Origin of the sequence: Nocardioides bruguierae (genome assembly GCF_023656415.1) — a bacterium.
Classification (GTDB): domain Bacteria; phylum Actinomycetota; class Actinomycetes; order Propionibacteriales; family Nocardioidaceae; genus Nocardioides; species Nocardioides bruguierae.
Window position 1 is genome coordinate 109,200 of sequence record NZ_JAMOIL010000017.1, and the last position, 21,359, is coordinate 130,558.

General features: G+C 74.8%; 17 protein-coding genes. 12 read left to right on the plus strand and 5 right to left on the minus strand.

Annotation, left to right across the window (positions count from 1 at the left end):
* Window positions 1-62 precede the first annotated feature (62 nt).
* From M8330_RS14115 to M8330_RS14130, 4 genes are read left to right on the plus strand one after another with little or no spacing between them, the layout of a single operon-like run.
* Window positions 63-1,004, plus strand: a complete 942-nt coding sequence (locus tag M8330_RS14115; protein WP_250827855.1) for an ABC transporter permease — start codon at window positions 63-65, stop codon at window positions 1,002-1,004.
* Window positions 1,001-3,064: a dipeptide/oligopeptide/nickel ABC transporter permease/ATP-binding protein gene (locus M8330_RS14120; protein ID WP_250827856.1), complete on the plus strand. Its 2,064-nt coding sequence runs from the start codon at window positions 1,001-1,003 to the stop codon at window positions 3,062-3,064. Before M8330_RS14115 ends, M8330_RS14120 begins: the two co-directional genes overlap by 4 nt.
* Window positions 3,061-4,074, plus strand: a complete 1,014-nt coding sequence (locus M8330_RS14125) for an ABC transporter ATP-binding protein (protein ID WP_250827857.1) — start codon at window positions 3,061-3,063, stop codon at window positions 4,072-4,074. Before M8330_RS14120 ends, M8330_RS14125 begins: the two co-directional genes overlap by 4 nt.
* Entirely contained in the window at window positions 4,071-5,792 is a 1,722-nt protein-coding gene (locus tag M8330_RS14130; protein ID WP_250827858.1) for a glycoside hydrolase family 43 protein, read from the plus strand. Before M8330_RS14125 ends, M8330_RS14130 begins: the two co-directional genes overlap by 4 nt.
* Before the next feature lie 74 nt (window positions 5,793-5,866).
* On the opposite strand, the gene M8330_RS14135 is transcribed toward M8330_RS14130, so the two are convergent.
* Entirely contained in the window at window positions 5,867-6,766 is a 900-nt protein-coding gene (locus tag M8330_RS14135) for an alpha/beta hydrolase fold domain-containing protein (RefSeq protein WP_250827859.1), read from the minus strand.
* 56 nt (window positions 6,767-6,822) lie between these two features.
* Window positions 6,823-7,374, minus strand: coding sequence for a quercetin 2,3-dioxygenase (locus tag M8330_RS14140; RefSeq protein WP_250827860.1), 552 nt, complete (start codon window positions 7,372-7,374; stop codon window positions 6,823-6,825).
* A gap of 126 nt (window positions 7,375-7,500) precedes the next feature.
* Between M8330_RS14140 and M8330_RS14145 the strand changes: the two genes are divergently transcribed.
* Entirely contained in the window at window positions 7,501-8,655 is a 1,155-nt protein-coding gene (locus tag M8330_RS14145) for a glycoside hydrolase family 1 protein (RefSeq protein ID WP_250827861.1), read from the plus strand.
* Window positions 8,652-9,599 carry a glycoside hydrolase family 43 protein gene (locus M8330_RS14150; RefSeq protein ID WP_250827862.1) on the plus strand — a complete coding sequence of 316 codons (948 nt, stop codon included), beginning with the start codon at window positions 8,652-8,654 and terminating at the stop codon, window positions 9,597-9,599. The genes M8330_RS14145 and M8330_RS14150 overlap by 4 nt, the downstream gene beginning before the upstream one ends.
* 54 nt (window positions 9,600-9,653) lie before the next feature.
* Here the strand turns inward: M8330_RS14150 and M8330_RS14155 are convergent, their stop codons facing one another.
* Together M8330_RS14155 and M8330_RS14160 are read right to left on the minus strand one after the other, a co-directional pair.
* Window positions 9,654-11,960 (minus strand): alpha-L-rhamnosidase, encoded by a 2,307-nt coding sequence (locus M8330_RS14155; protein WP_250827863.1) that lies wholly within the window; start codon window positions 11,958-11,960, stop codon window positions 9,654-9,656.
* Window positions 11,961-12,057: 97 nt separating this feature from the next.
* Window positions 12,058-14,523 carry an alpha-L-rhamnosidase gene (locus M8330_RS14160; RefSeq protein WP_250827864.1) on the minus strand — a complete coding sequence of 822 codons (2,466 nt, stop codon included), beginning with the start codon at window positions 14,521-14,523 and terminating at the stop codon, window positions 12,058-12,060.
* Between the two features lie 156 nt (window positions 14,524-14,679).
* Here M8330_RS14160 and M8330_RS14165 point away from each other — a divergent pair, with 156 nt between their 5' ends.
* The 3 genes from M8330_RS14165 (at window position 14,680) to M8330_RS14175 (ending at window position 17,677) form a co-directional block, all read left to right on the plus strand.
* On the plus strand, window positions 14,680-15,987 hold the full coding sequence (locus M8330_RS14165) for an MFS transporter (RefSeq protein ID WP_250827865.1): 1,308 nt from the start codon (window positions 14,680-14,682) through the stop codon (window positions 15,985-15,987).
* A gap of 125 nt (window positions 15,988-16,112) precedes the next feature.
* Entirely contained in the window at window positions 16,113-16,739 is a 627-nt protein-coding gene (locus M8330_RS14170) for a TetR/AcrR family transcriptional regulator (protein ID WP_250827866.1), read from the plus strand.
* A 314-nt stretch (window positions 16,740-17,053) separates the two neighbouring features.
* Window positions 17,054-17,677 (plus strand): TetR/AcrR family transcriptional regulator, encoded by a 624-nt coding sequence (locus tag M8330_RS14175; protein ID WP_250827867.1) that lies wholly within the window; start codon window positions 17,054-17,056, stop codon window positions 17,675-17,677.
* A gap of 18 nt (window positions 17,678-17,695) precedes the next feature.
* Here the strand turns inward: M8330_RS14175 and M8330_RS14180 are convergent, their stop codons facing one another.
* The gene (locus tag M8330_RS14180) at window positions 17,696-18,019 is read right to left on the minus strand and encodes a cupin domain-containing protein (protein WP_250056100.1); all 324 of its coding nucleotides are present in this window, start codon (window positions 18,017-18,019) and stop codon (window positions 17,696-17,698) included.
* A 52-nt stretch (window positions 18,020-18,071) separates the two neighbouring features.
* Here M8330_RS14180 and M8330_RS14185 point away from each other — a divergent pair, with 52 nt between their 5' ends.
* The 3 genes from M8330_RS14185 to M8330_RS14195 all read left to right on the plus strand — a co-directional run bounded on the left by M8330_RS14185 (window position 18,072) and on the right by M8330_RS14195 (window position 21,257).
* Window positions 18,072-19,622: a DNA methyltransferase family protein gene (locus tag M8330_RS14185; protein ID WP_250827868.1), complete on the plus strand. Its 1,551-nt coding sequence runs from the start codon at window positions 18,072-18,074 to the stop codon at window positions 19,620-19,622.
* A 109-nt stretch (window positions 19,623-19,731) separates the two neighbouring features.
* Window positions 19,732-21,003, plus strand: a complete 1,272-nt coding sequence (locus M8330_RS14190; protein ID WP_250827869.1) for an LCP family protein — start codon at window positions 19,732-19,734, stop codon at window positions 21,001-21,003.
* Window positions 21,000-21,257 carry a hypothetical protein gene (locus M8330_RS14195; RefSeq protein ID WP_250827870.1) on the plus strand — a complete coding sequence of 86 codons (258 nt, stop codon included), beginning with the start codon at window positions 21,000-21,002 and terminating at the stop codon, window positions 21,255-21,257. Before M8330_RS14190 ends, M8330_RS14195 begins: the two co-directional genes overlap by 4 nt.
* Window positions 21,258-21,359: the final 102 nt, after the last annotated feature.

Genomic DNA, 21,359 nt, shown 5'->3' on the forward strand with positions numbered 1-21,359 from the left:
CTGTGACCAGCGGCGACGCGGCCGGGGCCCGCACGTCCCCGACCCCTCCCGGGAGGACCCTCGTGACCGCCTTCGTCCTGCGCCGCCTGCTGATGGGCGTCGCCACGCTCGCCGCGGCGGTGCTGATCAGCTTCCTGCTGGTGCACGCCGGCTCCGGCTCGCCGGGCGCCGTCGTCCTCGGGCCGTCGGCCACCCCGGAGGCGATCGCCGCCAAGAACGCGGAGCTGGGGTGGGACGACCCGCTCCTCGTCCAGCTCGGCGACTACGTCGGTGGCTTGCTCACCGGCGACCTCGGGGTCTCGCTCGCCGACAGCCGCTCCATCGCGGACGACATGGCCGCCCGCCTCCCGGTGACGGCCAGCATCGCGGCCCTGGCCACGCTGGCCTCGGGCATCCTGGGCGTGCTGCTCGGCGTCACCGCCGCGGTGCGGGGCGGCTGGGTGCGACGACTGGCCACCACGGGCGCCGGCATCGGCCTCTCGCTGCCGCAGTTCTGGGTCGGCGTCGTCCTCACCTACGTCCTCGCGATCCGCCTCGGGCTCGTCCCGGCGACCGGCTACACCGCCCTGGGCGAGGACCCGGCCGGCTGGGCCCGCAGCCTCGTCCTGCCGGTGCTCACCCTCGCTGTCGGCGGCGCCGCGATCGTCGCACGCACCGCCACCACGGGGCTGGAGGAGGCGCTGCGCGCCGAGCACGTGCGGACGCTGCGGGCGATGGGCACGCCGGAGTGGAAGGTCCGCTACGTGCACGCCCTGCGCTACGCCTCGGTGCCCGTCGTGAGCGTGCTCGGCATCCAGTTCATCGTCCTCTTCGGCGGCTCGATCATCATCGAGCAGCTGTTCGCCCTGCCCGGCCTCGGCCAGGCAGCCGCGGCCGCGGTCTCCTCCAAGGACGCGCCCGTCGTCCAGGCCGTCGTCATCGTCGCCACGCTCGTCGTCGTCCTCGTGAACCTCGCGCTGGACCTCGTCGTCGCCGCCCTCGACCCGAAGGTGAGGACCGCATGACCAGCCCGACCGACCAGCGTCCCGACCTGCCGGCCGCGACGCCGGTGCCGCCGGCACCCGGAGCCCAGGCCATGCCGGTCCCGCCGCCCCCGGAGCAGGTGCGCCGCGTGCCCCGGGGCCCGCGCCTGGCCGCGCTGCGCCGACCCGGCCCGGCGATCGGCCTGACCTGGCTGCTGCTGGTGCTGGCGGCGTCCCTCACCTCGCCGCTGTGGCTGCCCTACGGCACGGCGGAGCAGGACCTCGCCCGCCGCTTCGAGGGCCCCTCGGCCGACCACTGGCTCGGCACCGACGACCTGGGTCGCGACCTGCTCACCCGCATCGTGGCCGCGGCCGGCGTCGCGCTCACCGCCTCGCTGGTCACCGTGCTCGTGGCGCTGGTGATCGCGGTGCCGCTCGCCCTGGCCGCCGCCGAGCGCGGGCCCCGCGTCGAGCGGTGGACCAGCCGCGTCTCCGAGGTTCTCCTGGCGCTGCCGGCGACGATCATCATGCTGGCGGTCATCGGCGTGATCGGCGTGCGGACCTACTGGATCATGGCCGTCCTCGGCGTCCTCATCTCCGCCGCGGTCTACCGGGTGCTGCTGGGCGTCGCCCAGTCGGTGCGGCAGCGGCTCTACGTCGACGCCGCCCGCGTCGACGGCCTGCGGTCCTGGATGGTCAACGCCCGGCACGTGCTGCCCGGCATGGCCAGCGTCGTCGCCGTCCAGGCCGCGCAGCTGTTCGGCGTCGCGATCCTCATCCAGTCCGGCCTGGCGTTCATCGGCTTCGGCCCCGCCGACCCCGAGCCCAGCTGGGGCGGGATGATCGCCGTCGCCTCCCGCTACGTCTACACCGCGCCCTGGATGATGGTGCCGACCGGCGTCGTCCTGGCCCTCACCGTCATCGCCGCCAACGCGGTCGCCGACGGGATCGCCGCGCACGCGGCCTCGGTCTCCGGGCACGCGAGCAGCGGCCGCCGGTCCGGGCGGGTCACGCTCCTCGGCGCCACCCACGGTCGCGCAGACGACGTCCGCCTGGCCGTGCCCGCGGGCGCCGGCACCCCGCTGCTCGAGGTCGAGGGCCTGCGCGTGGCCACGACCGAGGGCCCCGAGCTGGTCACCGGGGTGTCCTTCTCGGTGGGCGCCGGCCGCGTCGTCGGCCTGGTCGGGGAGTCCGGCTGTGGCAAGTCGATGACCGCCCGCTCGCTGCTCGGGCTGCTGCCCACGGGCGTGCGGCTGACCCAGGGCGCGCTGCGCTGGGAGGGCACCGACCTGCTGGCCGGCGGTGCGTCCGCCGACAAGGCGCTGCGCCGCCTGCGGGGGCGCGAGATCGCGATGATCTCCCAGGAGCCGATGGTCGCGCTCGACCCGATGTTCTCCGTCCGCTCCCAGCTCGTCGCGCCGCTGCGCCGCTTCCGGGGCGTCTCGCGCCGCGAGGCGGTCGGCCTCGCCACGGACCTGCTCGCCCAGGTCGGCATCGTGGACGCAGCGCGCGTGCTCGACTCCTACCCCCACCAGCTCTCCGGCGGCATGGCCCAGCGGGTCGCGATCGCGCTGGCCCTGACGGGCGAGCCGCGGCTGCTGGTGGCCGACGAACCGACCACCGCGCTGGACGTGACGGTGCAGGCCGAGATCCTCTCCCTGCTGCGCTCGCTGGTCACCGACACCGGCCTGTCCGTCGTCATCGTCAGCCACGACCTGGGTGTGATCGCCGACCTGTGCGACGACGTCAACGTCATGTACGCCGGCGAGGTCGTGGAGTCCGGGTCCTGCGAGGCCGTCCTCGCCTCGCCCGCGCACCCCTACACCGCCGCCCTGCTCGAGGCGAACCCGCACGTGCCCGAGGGGGAGGCCCTGCCGCACCGGCTGCCCTCCATCGGCGGCACCGTGCCTGCCCCGGCGGCGTGGACCTCCGGCTGCCGGTTCGCCGGACGCTGCCGCTTCGCCACCCGGGCGTGCGCCGAGCCGCTGGTGCTCACGGCTGCGCCGGGCGTCCCCGTCGGCGCCGTACCCGACCACGCCGTCCGCTGCGTGCGCGCGGACGACCTCTCCCTGACCGCCGCCCCCGAGGAGGACCCCCGATGAGCGCCACACTGCCGACTCCCGGCCCCTCAGCCTCGGCCGTCGTCCCTGCGCTGGAGGTCCGTGACCTCGTCGTCCGCTACGGGCGGGCGCCCGGGCGCCTGCGCCGCCGCGCGTCCGCGCCGGCCGTCGACGGCGTCGACCTCGTGCTGGCGCCCGGGCGCACCGTGGGTCTGGTGGGGGAGTCCGGATCGGGCAAGTCGACCATCGCCAAGGCCGTCCTCGGCCTGCAGGCCGTCAGCGACGGCACGGTGACCTTCCGCGGGCAGGACCTGACCTCCGCGTCGGCACGCGAGCGCCGCGCGGTGGCCGCCGACCTCCGGGTCGTCTTCCAGGACCCCTACTCCTCCCTCAACCCGACCCGCACCATCGGCGACACCCTCGCCGAGCCGCTGCGGCTGCAGGGCCTCGGGGCCGCGCAGGCCCGCGAGCGCGCCGTCGAGGTGCTCGAGCAGGTGGGCCTGCCCGGCGAGGTCGTCGACCGCTACCCGGGCCAGTTCTCCGGCGGTCAGCGCCAGCGCGTGGCGATCGCCCGGGCCCTGGTGTGCCGGCCTGAGGTCGTCGTCCTCGACGAGCCGGTGAGCGCCCTGGACCTCTCCACGCAGGCCCAGGTGCTCAACCTGCTGGCGGACCTGCGCGACGAGCACGGCTACTCGTTCCTCTTCGTCGCCCACGACCTCGGGGTCGTCCGGTTCCTCTCGGACGACGTCGTGGTGCTCTACCGGGGTCGGGTGATGGAGTCCGGGCCGGCCGAGGAGGTCACCCAGCGACCCCGGCACCCCTACACGCAGGCGCTCGTCGCGGCCTCGCCCGTGCCGCGGCCCGGCGAGCAGGCCGAGCGACGCCTCGCGCGCGAGCGGCTCGGGGTGGGCTCGGCGTCGACCGCGTCGGCCGACCCCGCGGGCTGCCCGTTCGCCTCGCGCTGCCCGCTGGCCACCGACACGTGCAGCACCGAGCGGCCCGCCCTGCGGCTGCTCGGCGAGGCGCAGGTGTCCTGCCACCACGCGTCATGACGCTCGCGTCGCCGCCGGCCGCTGCACCCGCCCCGCTGGTACCGGCCCTGCTGGGCTCGCCCGTCGGCACCGAGCCGGTGATCCCCGGCTTCCACCCGGACCCGACCGTCTGCCGCGTCGGGGAGTGGTTCTACGTCGCCTCGTCGAGCTTCGAGCTCACGCCCGGGGTGCCGATCCACCGCTCGCGCGACCTGGTCACCTGGGAGCTGGTCGGCCACGCCCTGGCCGAGCCCGCCCACCTCGACCTCGCCGGGGCGGCGCCGTCCTCAGGGGTCCTCGCCTGCACCCTGCGCCACCACGACGGACGCTTCTGGCTGGTCACGACGAACTTCGCCGACGGCGGCTGGCAGCTGATCACGTCCGCGGTCGACGCGGCGGGCCCCTGGCGCACCCCGGTCCGCGTGGCCGCGCCCGGCATCGACCCCGACCTGACCTGGGACGACGACGGCACCTGCTACCTCTCGCTGGCCGGGTTCGGGCCCGGCGGTCCGCAGGGGCCGGTCCAGCAGCGGGTCGACCCGTGGACGGGCTCGCTGCTCTCCGAGCGGGTCGCCCTGTGGCGGGGGACGGGCGGGCAGTTCCCCGAGGGACCGCACCTCTACCGCCGCGGCGAGCACTGGTACCTGCTGATCGCCGAGGGCGGCACCGAGCGCGGCCACGCCGTCACCCTCGCCCGAGGACCCTCGCCCCAGGGCCCGTGGGAGCCCTGCCCGCACGGCCCCCTCCTCACCACCCGCGGCACCGACCACCCCGTGCAGAACGTCGGCCACGCCGACCTCGTGCCGCTCTCCGGCGCCTTCCCGGGGGCGGAGGTCGACGACTGGGCGATCGTCTTCCACGGCGTCCGACCGCGCGGCTCCAGCCCGATGTTCCACGTGCTCGGCCGCGAGACGTTCGCCTCCCGGGTGACCTGGGTCGACGGCTGGCCGGTGGTGACCTCGCCGTTCGTGCCCCAGCCACAGGCTTGCTCCGACGTCCTGCCGATCGGCCGGGACCCGCGCCTCCCGGCGACCTGGTGCGTGCCGTCGTCCTGGTGGCGCCCCGAGCCCACCGAGCGCGGCTGGCTGCTGCGCGCCGAGACCCTTCCCGACGGCACCCAGCGGTCCCGGTTCGTCGGACGTCGCCAGCAGCACGCGTCCTCCCGGCTCACCGCCACCCTCGAGCTGACGCGCCCCGGTGGTCGAGGTGCGACGAGGCCCGGCGAGGAGCCTCGAGACGGCCGCAGGCCCGCACCCGCGTCGAGCGCCGGCGTCCAGGCGCGCATGGACCCGCACCACACGTTCTCGGTGCTGGCCACGACCGTGTCGGACGACCCAGCGGGGTCGACGCTGGTCCGCTGCGTCGCCACGATCGGCGGCCACGAGATCGAGCTCGGCCGTCGGACGCTGAGCACCACCGACCCGGGCACCACCGACCTGGGCACCACCGACCTGGGCACCACCGACCTGAGCAGCACCGACCCGGTGACCCTGGTCATCGAGACGGTCGACGACGACGGCCCGTTCCACGCGCCGACGACCGGCCCGGACGTGCTGCGCGGCCTGGTGGTGCTCGACGAGCAGGACGTGCTGCTCGGAGAGCTGGACGGCCGCTACCTCTCGACGGAGGTCGCCGGCGGCATGGTGGGCCGCATGCTCGGCCTGGTCGCCGTCAGCGGGTCGGCGTGCGCGACCGCCTGCTCCGTGACGACGACCGACCGGCCGGAGCGAAAGGTCTGAGAACGACAGTGTGTGCGTCTGCGGTCACTAGGTGACGGCAGACGCACACACTGCGTCGGTGAAGGGGCGGGAGATCAGGCCAGCGCGGCGAGCATGGCCGCGAGCGCGGTCTGGGCGGCGTCCTTGTCGGCCATCCAGGCGTGCTCGGCCCCCTCGACGCTGACGAGCTCGACGGGCACGCCGACCTCGGCCAGCCGGTCGCGCAGCCGCTCGGACTGCACGTGCGCCACGACCGAGTCGGCCGTGCCGTGGACCAGCAGGAACGGCGGTGCGCCCGCGTGCACGTGGGTGACGGGGCTGGCGTGCGTGGCGACGTCCGCGACGTCGGTGACCGCGCCGCCGACCAGGAGCGCCTCGGGGGAGCTGCTGGTGGTCGGGTCCTCGCCGCGGTCGGCGGAGATCTCGCGCAGGTCGGTGGGCGTGTACCAGCAGATCGCTCGGCTCAGCGCGGTCGACGGGCCGGTCACGCCGACGGAGCCCTCGAGGGAGGCGTCACCGGAGTCCCCGGTGAGGGCGGCCATGGCGGCCAGGTGGGCGCCGGCGGACTCGCCCCAGATCGCGACGCGGTCGGGGTCGACGCCGAGCTCGTCGGCGCGGTGCCGGACGAACCGGAGCGCCGCCTTCACGTCGTGCAGCTGCGTCGGCCAGGCCGCCTCGCCGGTCAGCCGGTAGTCGATGCTGACCACCGCCCACCCGGCCCGGGTGACCTCGACGAACGGCTCGTAGGCGGCCGGGGAGAACATCGGCCCGACGCCCGTGCGCCGGCCCACGCGCCAGGCGCCGCCGTGGACGAACAGCACGACCGGCAACGGCGCGTCGGTCGGGGCGAGGGGCAGGTGGACGTCCAGCTCCAGCGGGCGGCCGCCGTCCGTGCTCGCGTAGGCGAGCCCGGGGAGCAGGCGGTGCCCGGCCGGGGTCACCAACGGAGCGGCGAAGGGGGCGTCGAACGGCGGGACGATGGGTGGGCGCGGCACGGGATGAGTCTCTTCCTCGCGGGTGTGCGGGTGCTGTGAGCGGCGCAGGCGTCGTCCTACTGGTTCTCCCAGCGGTGCTGGGGGTGGAACTCCATGTGGTGACGCTGCGCGGCCGCGCCCATCTGCGGGAACTCGGGGACGTAGGGCGGGGACGCCGGGTCGATCGCGTCCGCGAGGGTGCCCATGTGCTGGAAGAACCGCTCGAAGCCGCCGGTCGCGGTGCCGAGCATCCGCGTGGGCTCCTCCACCCGGTAGGCGTGCTTGTAGCCGCTGGGGACGAAGCCGAAGTCGCCGGGCTTGAGCAGCTTGTCGGTCTCGCCCTCGGGGGTCTCCAGGAAGACCCGCACCGCGCCCTCGACGATGAAGAAGGTCTCGTGGGTGTCGGCGTGGGTGTGAGCCGGGATGACCTCGCCGGGAGGGCAGGTCGCCAGGAACATGCCGAACTGCCCGTCGGTCTCGTCGCCGGAGAGCATCACGGTGAAGTGGTCGCCGAAGAGCTTGGCGTGCTCGCCCTCGCCGGCCTCGAGGAAGAACGGGGCAGGCTTGCCGGGCAGGACGCCGTCCCACGCGGGGCGGCCGGAGGCGTCGGAGAGGTACTCGAAGGACATGCGGACCATCCTCGCTCGGTGTGACCTGGGTCTCTGGGCATCTTCCATTGAGCGGCAGACGTCGTTGGGACGGGGGTCACGCTCCGGGCACTCTCGGCCGGTCCGCACCCTGACAGAGGAGAGACCATGCACCCCTACCCCGACGGCTTCCTCTGGGGCGCCTCGACCGCCTCGCACCAGGTCGAGGGCGGGTGCGTCAACAACGACTGGTGGCACCGCGAGCGGGTGCTCGGCCTCGAGCGCAGCGGCGACGCCTGCGACAGCTACCACCGCTACGACGAGGACGTCGCGCTGCTCGCCGGCGCCGGGCTGAACGCGTACCGGTTCAGCCTCGAGTGGAGCCGGATCGAGCCCGAGGAGGGGCTCTTCCTGCGCGCCGAGGTCGACCACTACCGCCGGATGGTCGAGTCCTGCCGCGCCCGCGGCGTCGAGCCCGTCGTCACGCTCAACCACTTCACGGTGCCGCAGTGGTTCGAGGAGCGGGGCGGCTGGACCGCCCCCGGCGCCGGTGACCTCTTCGCCCGGTTCTGCGAGCGGGTGCTCCCGGTCCTGGACGGCGTCGGGCACGTCGTCACCCTCAACGAGCCGAACCTGCACTCGTGCCTGGTGAACATGGGCCCGCACGTCACCGCGTTCCCGCCCGCCCCCGACCTCGCCGTGGCCGACGCGCTGCTGGCCGCGCACCGGGCCGTCGCGCCGATGCTGCGCGAGGCCACCGGGGCGCTCGTCGGGTACTCGATCTCCTCCATCAGCTTCCACGAGACCGACGCGACCGACGACGCCGCCCGCCGGCTCGCCCACGACGTGATCGACCGCTGGTTCCTCGACGCGGCCGGTGAGGACTTCGTCGGTGTCCAGGGCTACACCCGCATCCACCTCGGTGCCGGCGGGCCACTGCCCGTGCCGCCCGACCCGGCCGCGCGGATGATCGAGCAGATCGGCTGGGAGTTCTACCCCGCCGCCCTGGAGGAGATGGTGCGCAAGGCGGCCTCGCTCTCCGGCGGCACGCCCGTGCTCGTCACCGAGAACGGCATCGCCACCGCCTCCGACGAGGAGCGGGTCGAGTACACGACCGCCGCCCTGGAGGGGCTGGAGAAGTCGCTCGCGGACGGCGTCGACGTGCGCGGCTACCTGCACTGGTCGCTGCTCGACAACTTCGAGTGGGCCTCGGGCTACGGCCCCACCTTCGGCTTGATCGCGGTGGACCGGGAGACGTTCGTCCGCACCCCCAAGCCATCGTTGGCCTGGCTGGGCGAGAAGGCACGGGCGGCGCTGGCGTGAGCGCCGACGGGGCAGCGGCAGGTGTCCGGCTCGCGGACGTGCGGCTGCGCGATCCTTTCCTGCTGCAGGCCGAGCCGGGCCGCTACGTCCTGCTCGGCACGAGCGACGAGCACGTCTGGGGCGGGCCCGCCACCGGCTTCGACTGCTGGACGAGCGCCGACCTCGAGAGCTGGCACGGCCCCGTGCCGGCTTTCCGGCCGCCGGAGGGCTTCTGGTCCTCGGAGCAGTTCTGGGCACCTGAGGTGCACCCGTGGGCGGGCCGGTTCGCGATGGTCGCGACGTTCCTGGACGACGCGACGCGGGTGCGCGGCGTTGCTGTGCTCATGGCCGACCAGGCCACCGGGCCCTACGTCCCGTGGAGCGACGGACCGGTGACCCCGCGCGGTCTGCCCTGCCTCGACGGCACCCTGCACGTGGACGACGACGGCAGCCCGTGGCTGGTCTGGAGTCGTGGCGCGGAGGCGACCGACGACCTGCCCGCGCTGGCCGACGGCGAGATGTGGGCGCAGCGGCTGACCGCGGACCTGCGGTCGGCGACGGGCGAGCCGGTGCTGCTGTTCCGGGCGTCGACGGCGGCCTGGAGCAGACCGTTGCGGCTGCCGCCCGGCGTCGAGCACAGCGCGCTGCGACTGGCCGAGGACCCGCTCTTCACCGACGGTCCGTTCCTCTTCCGGCGCCCGGACGACGGCGCCCTGCACCTGCTGTGGTCGAGCTTCGGTGAGCGCGGGTACGCGATGGGCGTCGCCGTCTCCTCCGGCGGGGTGCTGGGCCCGTGGGAGCAGGCCGACGAGCCGCTGTGGCCGCACGACGGCGGCCACGGGATGCTGCTGGTCCGCCCCGACGCGCCGGACTTGCTCGTCCTGCACGCCCCGAACGACTCGCCCCTCGAGCGGCCGCTGCTGGCGCCGGTGGCGTGGGTCGACGGGCGGCTCACCCTCGTCTGAGGTCCCCGCGCCGGTGTCGAGCACCCGTGGTGCCGGCGGCAGTGCCGGATCAGGTCAGGCCGGCACGCCGACCTGCGTGGACGACCCCGGGGCGAGCCGCTGCTCAGGGCGCCCAGGGAGGTCGAGGACGCCGTCGACGCCAGTGGGGAGGTCGACCGTCACGGTGAGAACCCCGTCCGCGATCCGCCACGCCACCCGGATCTGGTCGTGGGCGGTCTCGAGGGTCGTCTCGGCCCACGTCAGACCCCCTCCGGGGCGGGGGGCGACCAGGACCGAGGAGTAGCCCGGTGCGGCGGGAGCGAGGCCGCCGACGGTGCGGTGCAGCCAGTCGGCCACCGAGCCGAGGGCGTAGTGGTTGAACGAGGTCATCTCGCCGGGGTTGATGGTGCCGTCGGGCAACATCGAGTCCCAGCGTTCCCAGATGGTGGTGGCGCCCATGGTGACGGCGTAGAGCCAGCTGGGGCACTCGCGCTGCAGCAGGAGCCGGTAGGCGTCGTCGAGGTGGCCGGTGCGGGTCAGTGCGTGGGTGACGTAGGGGGTGCCGGCGAAGCCGGTGGAGATCCGCCAGTCTGCCTCGCGGACGAGGGTGGCGAGTCGTTCCCCGGCCTTGGCCTCGAGGTCCGGGGTGAGCAGGTCCCACGCGATCGCCAGGGCGTAGACGGTCTGGCAGTCGGAGGTGATCGTCCCGTCGGCGGCCGCGAACGCCTCGCGGAACTCCTCGAGCGTCGCGGCGGCCCGGTCGGCGAGGTCGTCCGCCTCGGCGTCGTGGCCGAGCGCCCGTGCGGAGGCGGCGACCATCCGCAGCGTCCGGATCAGGGCGGCGGTCGCGACCACGTGGATGTCCGCGCGTGAGGCGAACGGCTGCTCGGGCGGGGCCCCCGGGTCGAGCCAGTCGCCGAACTGGAACCCGTCGCCCCACAGGCCGCGCTCGTCGAGCAGGGTCGCCACGTGCTCGACGTGGGCGAGCATGGTGGGCCAGGCGGCCTCGAGCACGTCCGTGTCGCCGTGGGCCTCGTAGAGCGCCCACGGCACCCACACCGCAGCGTCCGACCAGATCGCCGCCGAGTCGGGGGCGGGGAAGTCGCCGGGCGGCGGGGGCTGGTGCTTGAGGGCGTCCGGCACCACGAACGGGACGACGCCCTTGGCTGCGTCCGTCTCGACGGCGAGGTCGGCCAGCCAGCCGGTGAGCATGGGGCGGGTGTCGAACAGGAACGCCGCCGTGGGCGCGAAGACCGCCAGGTCGCCGGTCCACCCCAGCCGCTCGTCGCGCTGGGGGCAGTCGGTGGGCAGGTCCAGGAAGTTGCCCCGCATGCCCCACACCACGTTGTCGTGGAGTCGCTGGAGGTCCGGGTCGGAGACCCGGAACCGGCCCGTGCGGGCCAGGTCGGTGTGGACGACGACGGCCTCCAGGTCGTCCGTCGACAGGGCGCCCACCTGGTCCTCGGGCCACCCGGTGACTTCCGCGTACCGGAACCCGTGGAACGTCAGCGTCGGCTCCACCACCGCGGGCGCCTCAGCCAGGACCCACGTGTCGCTCGCCGCGGCCAGCCGCAGCGGCCGCGTGCCCAGCTCGGCGTCCTCCAGCACCTCCGCGTGCCGCACCACGATCCGAGTCCCCGCCAGAGCGGGCGATCCGGGCAGTCGCAGCCGCACCCACCCCACGAGGTTCTGCCCGAAGTCGACCAGCCTCCGCCCCGACGGCGAGGTCCAGACCCGCACCGGGGAGACGACCTGCTGACGCCGCACCGGCGGCCCCGCCGGCACCAGCCGCTCCAGCGACACCGGGGCGACACCGTCGCAGGTCACCACGCGCACCGGCCCCCACCCCTCCTCGGGGTCACGACCCAGTAGCCGCAGGTCGGTGCTCTGCCCGTCGTAGAGGTCGTCGGCCAGCACGTGCGACCCCCGCGCCTGCCACTCCTCGTCGGTCACGACCGTCTGCACGTGCCCGTCGGCGAAGCCGATCTCCAGCTCGGCGACCAGCGCCGGCGTCGACCCGTAGGTCTCCGACTCCCCGACGAACCCCAGCTTGCCCGCGAACCAGCCCCGCCCCAGCAGTGCGCTCAGCACGCACGACGAGCCAGGTGCGGGCAGCAGGGCCGTGACGTCGTGGCTGCGGTACCGCAGCCGCCACTCGTACGCAGACCAGCCCGGCGCCAGCACCTCGTCGCTCACAGGCACGCCGTCGACCGACGGCTCCGCCAGCCCGTGCGCCGACACGTGCCAGGTCGCCGAGACCACCACGCCGTGACCGTCGTCGACCACGAACCGGCGCCGCAGCCACGGCGTCGAACCCAGGTCGTGCGCGGGCGCGACGAACGAGGCGGACCAGGAGCGCGGGGTGTTGGTGACGGTGCTCACCCACGGCAGCGTGCTCAGCGGGTGCCGCCCCCGCACGTGGGGGCACCACTCAATGGCACGGGGCTCACCCAAGGCTCACCCAGGCCTCACCAGGGGCTCAGGCTGGGCACTCCCAGGTGTGCTCCCCGCCGGTGACGGTGCGGGCGCTCCCGTCGGGCAGGACGACGTCGGCCGTCGTGCCCGACGGCAGGTCCAGCGTGAGCGTGAAGGTCGCCTCGTCCCGCGTCCAGGTGCAGGCCAGCGGCCCGTACGGCGTCTCCAGCCGGGTCGAGGCCCGCTGCAGTGACGGGCCGGGCAGGGGCTCGACGCGCACCCGGGCGTAGCCGGCCTCGCCGACCCCGGGCACCTCGGGCAGGCGGACGCCGGCGAGGTGGGTGTGCAGGAACGAGGCGACCGCGCCCTTGGAGTAGTGGTCGAGCGAGCCGCGCACGGACCCGTCCGGCGCCATGCCGTCCCACCACTCCCACATGGTCGTGGCCCCCGCCTCGACCATGCCGAGCCAGGAGGGCACCCCGGTGCGCGCCAGCAGCGCGTGCGCGAGGTCGGCGTGGCCGTGGTCGGCCAGTGCCGGCAGCAGCTGGCCGGTGGCGAGGAACCCGGTGGTCAGTCGGGTCCCGTCGGCGACGACCCGCTCGGCCAGCCGGTCGGCGACCGCCTGCCGCCGCTCGGCCGGCACCAGCCCGAAGGCCAGTGCCCGCACGTAGTGGGCCTGCCGCTCGCCACCGGGCACGGTGCCGTCCGCGGCGACCCGGTCGTCGTCCCCGAGGAACTCCGCCTGCCACGCCAGCGTCGCGCCGTCGGCGAGCGTCCCGTAGTGGGCGGCCTCGCCCGTCAGTCCGAGCACGGTGCAGGACGCCGCCAGCAACCGCGCCGAGCGGGCCAGGAACGCGGTCGCGACCACCGCGTGGTCGACCCGCGGGTCCGGGTTCGGCGCGACGCCGGGCTCCAGCCACTCCCCGAAGTGGAAGCCGGTGTCGAGCAGGTACCGCTCGTGGGCTGCGGCCTCGCGGCGGCGCGCGGCCCGGTCGGGGTGGCGGCCGGCGGCGGCGCGCTCGGCCTGCCCGTCGACCCAGGCGCGCATCGAGGGCAGGCTCTCGGCGAGCACGCCCGCGTCGCCGTAGGCGCGCCACAGCTCCCACGGCACGAGCACGGCGGCGTCGCCCCAGCCGGCCGAGCCCGCGCTCATGTCCTCGAAGACGTCGCCCGAGGGCTGCGCGCCGGCGGGGTTCGGGATGACGGTGGGCACCTTGCCGTCCGCCCACTGGTCGGCACGCAGGTCGGCCAGCCAGCGGCGGGAGAACGCGTGCACGTCGGCCAGCAGCGCGGCGGTGCCGACGAAGACCTGCCAGTCGCCGGTGAACCCGGAGCGCTCGCGCTGCGGGCAGTCGGTCGGCACCGCGCACGTGTTGGCGCGCAGGCTGTTGACCACCACCTCGTGCAGCCGCTCGAGGCGCGGGTCGTCGCACGTGAAGGTGCCGGTCTCACGCAGGTCGGTGCGGACCTCGACGCCGACCACGTCGACGTCCGCCTCGCGGGGCAGGCCCTCGAGCTGGACGTAGCGGAAGCCGTGCGTGGTGTGCCGCGGCTCGGCATGCTCTCCGCGGGCGCCGGAGGTGATCACCTCGTCGACCTGGCCCGCGGGCAGCAGCTGCTTGGTGGCGAAGTTGAAGGCCCGCAGGTGGCCGGTGTCGACGCGGCCCTCGGCGTCCAGCGCCTCGCCGTGGGTCAGGGTCACCCGGGTGCCCGACGGGGCGATCAGTCCGCCGTCGCGTCCGGCGAGCCGCACCCAGCCGTTGAGGTTGAGGCCCAGGTCGAGCACGCGGGTGCCGTCGTCGAGGACCGCCTCGGCCACGGGGGAGACCTCGCGCACCGCCCGGACCGGGGGCGCCGAGGGGAGCACGAGCCGGACGTCGTCGGCGGCCCCACGTCCGGTGGCTTGGACGGGCTGCCACTGCGGCGCGGTGGGCTCGGTGGTGAACCAGGCGGGGTCCAGCGCGCTCAGGTCGATCGTCTGTCCGTCCATCAGGTCGGCGCGCAGCACGTGCGAGGGACGCGAGTGCCAGCCGTCGTCCGAGATGAGCAGGGTGCGGCCGTGGCCGGGCGTGCCGGCGGCGTCCACCTGCTCGACGCGGAGCAGGAGGGCGGTGCGCTCGCCGAAGCCGTCGCCGTGCCGCTGGAACCCGTGCCGGCCGCGGAACCAGCCGTCGGAGAGCAGCGCCACGAGGGTGTTGGTGCCGGGGCGGAGCAGGGCCGTGAGGTCGGCGGTCTGGACCTCGAGCCGTCGCCGGTAGGCGGAGAACCCCGGGGTGAGCTGTTCGTCGCCCACGCGGGTGCCGTTGCAGAACAGCTCGTAGAGCCCCTCGGCGGTGGCGTGCACCAGGACCTGCTCGGTGTCCTCGGTGATCTCGAACGTGCAGGCCAGGAGGTGTGCCGGGCGCTCGCCGACGGGCGGCACGAGCGGCTCGTGCGGACCGACCCAGGTAGCGCTGCCCAGCAGCGGTCGGGCGTCGGTCGCGGTCGTCGGCGTGACCGCCGACGCGGGGGTCTCGGAGGTGAGCGTCATGCCTGCGTCCGTCCTGTGAAAGTTACCAAGTGGCAGGCAAAGACTTACCACATGGCAACAGAATGTGTAGTGTGCGCCACACGTCGGCCGTGGGCCACGTCACGTGCCAGTCTTCGGGTCCGCATGCACGGGCCTCGCGAACGAGGGGGAAGTCAGATGTCACTGCTGTCGGGGAGCGCCAACCAGCCGACCCTGCCGCCGGGAGAGGGGGAGGGCCGTGGGTTCGTCGACCCGGGCACCGGCTTCGTCGCTGTGCTGGCGATCGCCTCGACGCTGCTCTTCGGTGCCCTGCTCTCGGTCGGCATCCTGACGCTGCCGCTCCAGGCGAACGCGATCGACGCCGCCACCTCGACGACGACCATCGCCATCGCCAACGGCTTCGCCGGGATCGCTGCCCTGGTGCTCAACCCGGTGATCGGGCGGATCTCCGACCGCACCAGCAGCCGTTGGGGTCGGCGTCGTCCCTACCTCGTCGCAGGCGCCGTCCTCGTGCTGCTCGGGGGACTCGTCGTCGTCCAGGCGGGCTCGGTGCTCACCCTGGCGCTCGGCTGGCTGGTGATGACGCTCGGCCAGGTGGCCGGCCTCACCGCACTCGGCGCGCTGGTGCCCGACCTGTTCTCGCCCGAGCGGCGTGGCCCGGTCTCGGCGCTGTTCGGCGTCGCCGGCACCGCTGGTGCCGTGGTCGGCCTCTTCGTGGCCAGCCTGTTCTCGCCGCACCTGACGCCGATGGTGCTCGTCCCCGCGGCGCTCGCTGCCGTCGCCATGCTGGTGATGGCCGTGGTCGCACCGACCGCCGGGAGCGCCGCCCCGGCCGCCGACCCGTCCCACGGTGCGGGTCTGCGGGCCGTCGTCTCGACGTTCTGGGTCAGCCCGCGCCGGTACCCGGACTTCGCCCTGGCCTTCCTCAGCCGCTTCGCGGTCTTCTGCGCCATCGCCGCGGTCAACGCCTACCAGGCCGTCTACCTCATCGTGGACCTGCACGTGGACCCCGTGGACGTCGCCGGTCGCGTGTTCCTCTCGACCCTCGTCCTCGGCGCCACCGCCCTGGTCTTCTCCACGATCCTGGGTCGGGTCTCGGACAAGGTCGGTCGCCGCAAGCCGTTCGTCATCGTCTCGGCGCTGATCTTCGCCGTCGGCCTGGCGCTGGTCGCCTCCGCCGACAGCTTCGGCTCGTTCCTCGTCGCGAGCGCGGTCATGGGCCTGGGTCAGGGCGTCTACCTCGCGGTCGACTTCGCCCTCATCACCGAGGTGCTGCCCGACCCGGCCAACCCCGCCAAGGACCTCGGCATCATGAACCTGGCCATGAGCCTGCCGAACATCGTCGTGCCCGTCGTCGCGCCGGGCCTCCTCGCGATCGGCGCAGCGGCCGGCAGCCCCGGCAACTTCGGACTCTTCTTCGGGGTCGCGGCGGTCGTCGGTCTGGTCGGTGCCGTCCTCATCGTGCCCGTCCGGGGCGCGCGCTGAGCCTCGTCCCCGGGACTCACCTCCCGCCGTGGGCCCGGCCGCTGACTACAGTGGCCGGGCCCGCGGCGCTCCCGAGCCGCCGTGCGGCACGAGGGGCAGGTCGTCGTGCGGGGGAGGAGGAGGTCGTGCCGCTGAGCGAGGACGCACCGGTGCGACGCAAGGTCGGCCGGCAGGCGGAGAACCGCGCGCGCCGACGCGCCGAGATCCTGGACGCCGCGGTCGCCGCCTTCACCGAGAAGGGCTTCAACGGCACCTCGCTGCGCGACGTCGCCGCGCGCGCCGGCATCACCCACCCCGGGCTAGCGCACCACTTCCCCGACAAGGCCGCACTGCTCGAGGGCGTCCTCGACCGCCGCAGTGCCGACGCCATGACTGCGGTCCCCGTCGATCCGCACGACGGGCTCGCCATGCTCCGGGCGCTCGTGCGCCTCACCGAGCACGACCTCACCGACCCCGATGGCCTGCGGATGTTCCGGGTCGTCTCCGCGGAGGCGCTGGCCCCCGCGCACCCGGCGCACGCCTACTTCCGTGACTGGTACTCGCAGGTGCGGGCGTGGGCCCGCACGGGTCTCGCTGACCTCGAGGGCCGGGGTCTGCTGGCCGCAGGCGTCGTCGACGTGGACGCTGCGGCGACCCAGATCGCCGGCATGCGCGACGGCCTCGACCCGCAGTGGCTGCTCGACCCCCACGTGATCGACCTGGTCGCCGTGGTGCGTGCGCACCTGCAGACCTACTGCACCGAGCCGCTCTGAGCGTTCCGTCCTCCTGGTCCAGGACAGGTGATGCGTCGACCGTCGTGCAGGACGGATGCCGTACGAACGTCAACGACACAAGGGTGGACAGAGATGGACCCCGAAGGGTGCCGCACGATCGTCACCGGCGGGGCGAGCCACGGGCGCGGGGACCGTCCGCAGCGAGGTCGACGGCGTTGAGGCCTCGGTGGCCTGGCTCGCTGGCCATCCCGTCCGGTCCTTCCACCTCCGCGCCCCGGACCTCGGGGCACACTTGTGTGCCCTGCGGTACACGGGTGCGCACCCCGGCGCCGGGGGTGGAAGGATGCACGCCCGTGAGCGCCCAGGACGACGAGACCACCCCGGGCCGCGCCGGCCGTCAGGCCGCCGCGCGTGACGAGCCACGCGCCGCCCGCACCCGCGAGGCGCTGATCACCGTGCTGCGACGCCACCTGCGCGCCGGCGGCGGCCCGCTCTCGGTCGCCGAGGTGTGTCGTCGTGCCGGCATCCACCGGGTCACCTTCTACGGCCACTGGCCCGACCTGGACGCCGCCCTGGACGACGCCGCGACCACCGAGGTGGACGCCCTCGGCGTGACCCCGGAGGCCGTGCTGAGCGCCGCCACGACGCCCGTCGAGCTGGCCCGGACCTACCGGGCCCAGCTGCAGGCGCAGCTGGAGGAGGTCCGGGCGCACCGCGAGGTCTACCGGGGGCTCTTCCGCGCCGGGGGGCTCGAGCTGCGGCTCCAGACGTCGATGCGCACGCGCGCCGAGGACGCGATCGCCCAGCTGCGCCGCCTCGGCGTCGACACCGGCGACTCCCTCGACGTCGCGGCCGGCTACCTGGCCGCCGGCGCCGCCGCGTCCTACCGCGACTGGGCGTTCAGCGACGAGCAGGACGTCGACCTGGCCGCCGCCCGGATCACCGCCCAGCTGCCCGCGTGGTGGCCGCAGGCCTGACGGGCACCCCCGGAGGGCTCAGCCCAGCCAGACCTTGCGCAGGGTCTCGGTCACGACCCACGTCGTCCGCTCGCCCTCGCTCAGCCGCACCACGACGCCCGGCGCCAGCGCGACCACCTCGCCGTCGGCGAAGGTGAGCGTGCCGTTCCCCGCGAGCACGACGAAGACCTCGTCGGCCTCGACGTCGGTGGCGGTGCCCGGCGTCATCTCCCACACGCCGACCTCGGTGCCGCCGAGCGACGTCAGCGTGCGCAGGCCGGCCCCGGGCGAGCCCACGACCACGTCGTCGGCGGGCAGCGGCTCGATCGCGAGCGGGGAGGTGGTGTCGAGGACGCGGGTCATGGCGGCCAGCCTGCCGCACCCGGGCGGGTGCCGGTGCGGCAGGCTGGGTGACGTGGCGAACAACGCGCTGGGCGACTTCCAGACCCCGCCCGCGCTCGCCGCGGCGTGCCTGGCGCTGGTCGACCTGCCCGCCCACGCCCGGGTGCTGGAGCCGACCTGCGGCACCGGCGCCTTCCTCGTCGCCGCCGGGGAGCGGTGGCCCGACGCCGAGCGGCTGGGGGTCGAGGTGCAGCCCGGTCACGCCGGGATCGCGCGGGCGCACGCCCGGGTGCTCGAGGACGACGTCCTCACCCTGCGCCTCGACACCGACCTGCCCTGGCGGACCGCGGGCCCGCTGGCCGTCGTGGGCAACCCGCCGTGGGTGACCAGCGCCGACCTCACCCGTCTCGGCGTCACCACGGCGCCCCGCCGCCGCGGTCTCAAGCAGCTGCCCGGCCTCGACGCCCTGCTCGGCGCCTCCAACTTCGACGTCGCCGAGACGCTGCTGCTCACCGTGCTCGAGCACCTGGCCGAGCAGCCCCTGACCGTCGCCGTGCTGGTGAAGACGCAGGTGGCGCGCGCGGTGCTCACCGAGGTCGCCCGGGCCGGGCTGCCGCTGGTGGCCGCGGAGGTCTTCGGCGTGGACGCCCGCCGCTGGTTCGGGGCCTCGGTCGACGCGTGCTGGCTGCACCTGCGGCTCGACCCGTCGGCCGGCCGGCCCCCGGGCGCCGCCGGCGGGTACGTGGCCGACGTCCACGCCGGGCTGCACCGCGGCACCCCGGAGCGGCGGGTGGGCGTGGTCGACGGCCGCTGGGTCGAGGACGTCGACGCCTACGCCCGGGTGCGGGCCGCCGACGGCGCCAGCCCGTGCCGCTGGCGCTCGGGGGTCAAGCACGACGCCGCGTCCGCCCTCGAGCTGGTGGTGGACGGGGCGGGCACGGCGAGGACGGCGGCGGGCCAGCCGGTCGCCGTGGAGCCGGAGCACCTGCACCCGCTGCTCAAGGGCGGCGACCTGCACCACGGGCGCCCGGCCTCGCGCCTGCTGGTGCTGCCCCAGCGCAGGCTGGGGGAGGAGACCGCCGGCCTGGCCGACGCTGCGCCCGGCCTGTGGGGCCACCTCGAGGCGCACGCCGCCGTGCTGGACGGCCGTCGCTCGCGGATCTACGCCGGACGACCGCGGTTCAGCGTCTTCGGCCTCGGCGACTACACGTTCGCGCCGTGGAAGGTCGCGGTCTCGGGGCTGCACCGCGACGCCCGGTTCCGGCTGGTCGGCCCGACGGCCGTCGGGGGCGGGGCGCCCCGCCCCGTCCTGCTCGACGACACCGCGTACCAGGCGGCCTTCTCGGGGCCGGAGGCGGCGGCCGAGGCCGCCGTGGCCTGGGCGGTGCTGGGCTCGCCCGCCGCGTCCGACCTGCTGGCGGCGCTGCTGCCGCGCGGGGCGAAGCGTCCGGTGACCGCGCGCCTGCTCGCGCGCCTGGACCTGGCCCGGCTGCCGGTCGACGACGCGGAGGTCGTGGCGCGCGCCCGTGCCGGGCTGGCGCAGCAGGGCGCCGAGGAGGCCTGCGGGGGCGTGCCGGCCGCCCTGGCCCGGCTGCGTGCCGATACCACGGACGCGGCGGTCTGACCCCGCCCGATCGGTGGGCCCGACTTGGCGGTACTTGCGCGGGTACGCACAATCGTGGCGGACCACCATCTGACCGCGCGGCCCCGGCCGCACGTCCCCCAGGAGACACGTGAGCGACGAGCCGACCACCGGTGGTCCCGCCGAGCCCGCAGCCGCTGACGAGGCACGCCCCGCTCCCCGCGCCGGACGGCGACGGGCCAGGCCGCGCCGCGGGCGCGCCGTGCTGCGGGCGATCGTCAGCACGCTCGTGGTGCTCGCGATGGTCTCCGGTCTGGGGGCGGTCTGGTTCTACCGGCACCTGAACTCGAACCTGACGGTCGCCGACGTGACCGCCCAGCTCTCCGACCGGCCCACGCAGGTCGAGGTGGAGGGCCCGCAGGAGCCGCTCAACATCCTGGTGATGGGCATCGACGACCGGTCCTGCGACGGCTGCGGCATCGACAAGGAGTCCGGCGCCGACGGCTCCGACAACACGCTCCTCATCCACCTCTCGGCGGACCGCTCGCGCGCCTACGGCGTCTCGATCCCGCGTGACTCGATGGTCGACCGGCCCGAGTGCACCGACGACGACGGAGGCTCGCTGCCCGCCGAGGACTACGCGATGTGGAACGCCGCCTTCTCCGTCGGCGGTGCGGCCTGCACGATCCAGCAGTTCGAGTCGCTCACCGACATCCGCCTCGACCACTACGTGGTGGTCGACTTCGGCTCCTTCAAGGACATGGTGGACGCGGTCGGCGGCGTCGAGATGTGCATCCCCTACGACATCGACGACTCCGCCCACAACATCTACCTCGAGGCCGGCACCCGGACCCTCGAGGGCGACGAGGCGCTGGCCTACGTGCGCGAGCGCTACGCCGTCTCGGGCGGCTCCGACCTCGGCCGGATGAAGCGACAGCAGGCTTTCCTGGCCTCCATGGCGCACACGGTGGTCTCGGCCAACACGCTGGCCAACCCGCTGCGGCTGACCCGCTTCCTCGACGCCGCGACCTCGTCGCTGACGGTCGACTCCGGGCTCGGCAGCATCTCCAAGCTGGCCGACCTGGGCTACCAGTTCCGCAACATCAGCCTCGACGGCATCCAGTTCATCACCATCCCGAACACCGTCGACCCGAACAACCCGAACCGGCTGGTGTGGACCGAGGACGCGGCGAAGGTCTGGCGCAAGCTGCGCAACGACAAGCCGCTGACCTCCTCGATCGCCACCGACGCCATCTCGGCCGGGTCGCTGCCGGGCTCGGACTCCGCGTCGGACTCCGCCTCCGCCAGCAGCTCGCCGAGCGCCTCGTCGAGCACCGGGACGAAGAAGAACAAGAAGAAGGGCTCCGGCGGCGCCGCGCTGGCCGACGAGGACGCCCTCGCTGCCGCGGGTCTGTGCACGTGAGCGAGACCGACGGCGCCCAGGAGGCGCGCGAGCCCGGCACCCAGGAGCCGGCAGGTGCGCAGCCGGCGGAGACACCGCGCGGGGAGACGTCGCCGGCCGAGCCCGACTGGCAGCGCAAGCGTCGGCTGGCCGAGGTCTTCGGCGAGGTGCTGCCCGGCACCACCAGCGACGAGCGCGGCCCGGACGGTGGGCGAGGCGGCCGCTCGGGGGACGACTGGCTGCGGGAGCAGGTGCCGCCGCACCACGGCGGCTGACACCCGCCGCTCCGACCCGGACGCAGCACGGCCCCACCGCACGCGTGCGGTGGGGCCGTGCTGCGTCGCGGGCTGGCCCGGTGGCCGGCGACGCGTCGTGCG

Excerpts from the sequence above, each read along its gene's own strand:
- M8330_RS14120 (WP_250827856.1), top strand. The coding sequence starts at position 1,001 with ATGACCAGCCCGACCGACCAGCGTCCCGACCTGCCGGCCGCGACGCCG.
- M8330_RS14125 (WP_250827857.1), top strand. The coding sequence starts at position 3,061 with ATGAGCGCCACACTGCCGACTCCCGGCCCCTCAGCCTCGGCCGTCGTC.
- M8330_RS14130 (WP_250827858.1), top strand. The coding sequence starts at position 4,071 with ATGACGCTCGCGTCGCCGCCGGCCGCTGCACCCGCCCCGCTGGTACCG.
- M8330_RS14140 (WP_250827860.1), bottom strand. The coding sequence starts at position 7,374 with ATGTCCTTCGAGTACCTCTCCGACGCCTCCGGCCGCCCCGCGTGGGAC.
- M8330_RS14145 (WP_250827861.1), top strand. The coding sequence starts at position 7,501 with ATGCACCCCTACCCCGACGGCTTCCTCTGGGGCGCCTCGACCGCCTCG.
- M8330_RS14160 (WP_250827864.1), bottom strand. The coding sequence starts at position 14,523 with ATGACGCTCACCTCCGAGACCCCCGCGTCGGCGGTCACGCCGACGACC.
- M8330_RS14165 (WP_250827865.1), top strand. The coding sequence starts at position 14,680 with ATGTCACTGCTGTCGGGGAGCGCCAACCAGCCGACCCTGCCGCCGGGA.
- M8330_RS14180 (WP_250056100.1), bottom strand. The coding sequence starts at position 18,019 with ATGACCCGCGTCCTCGACACCACCTCCCCGCTCGCGATCGAGCCGCTG.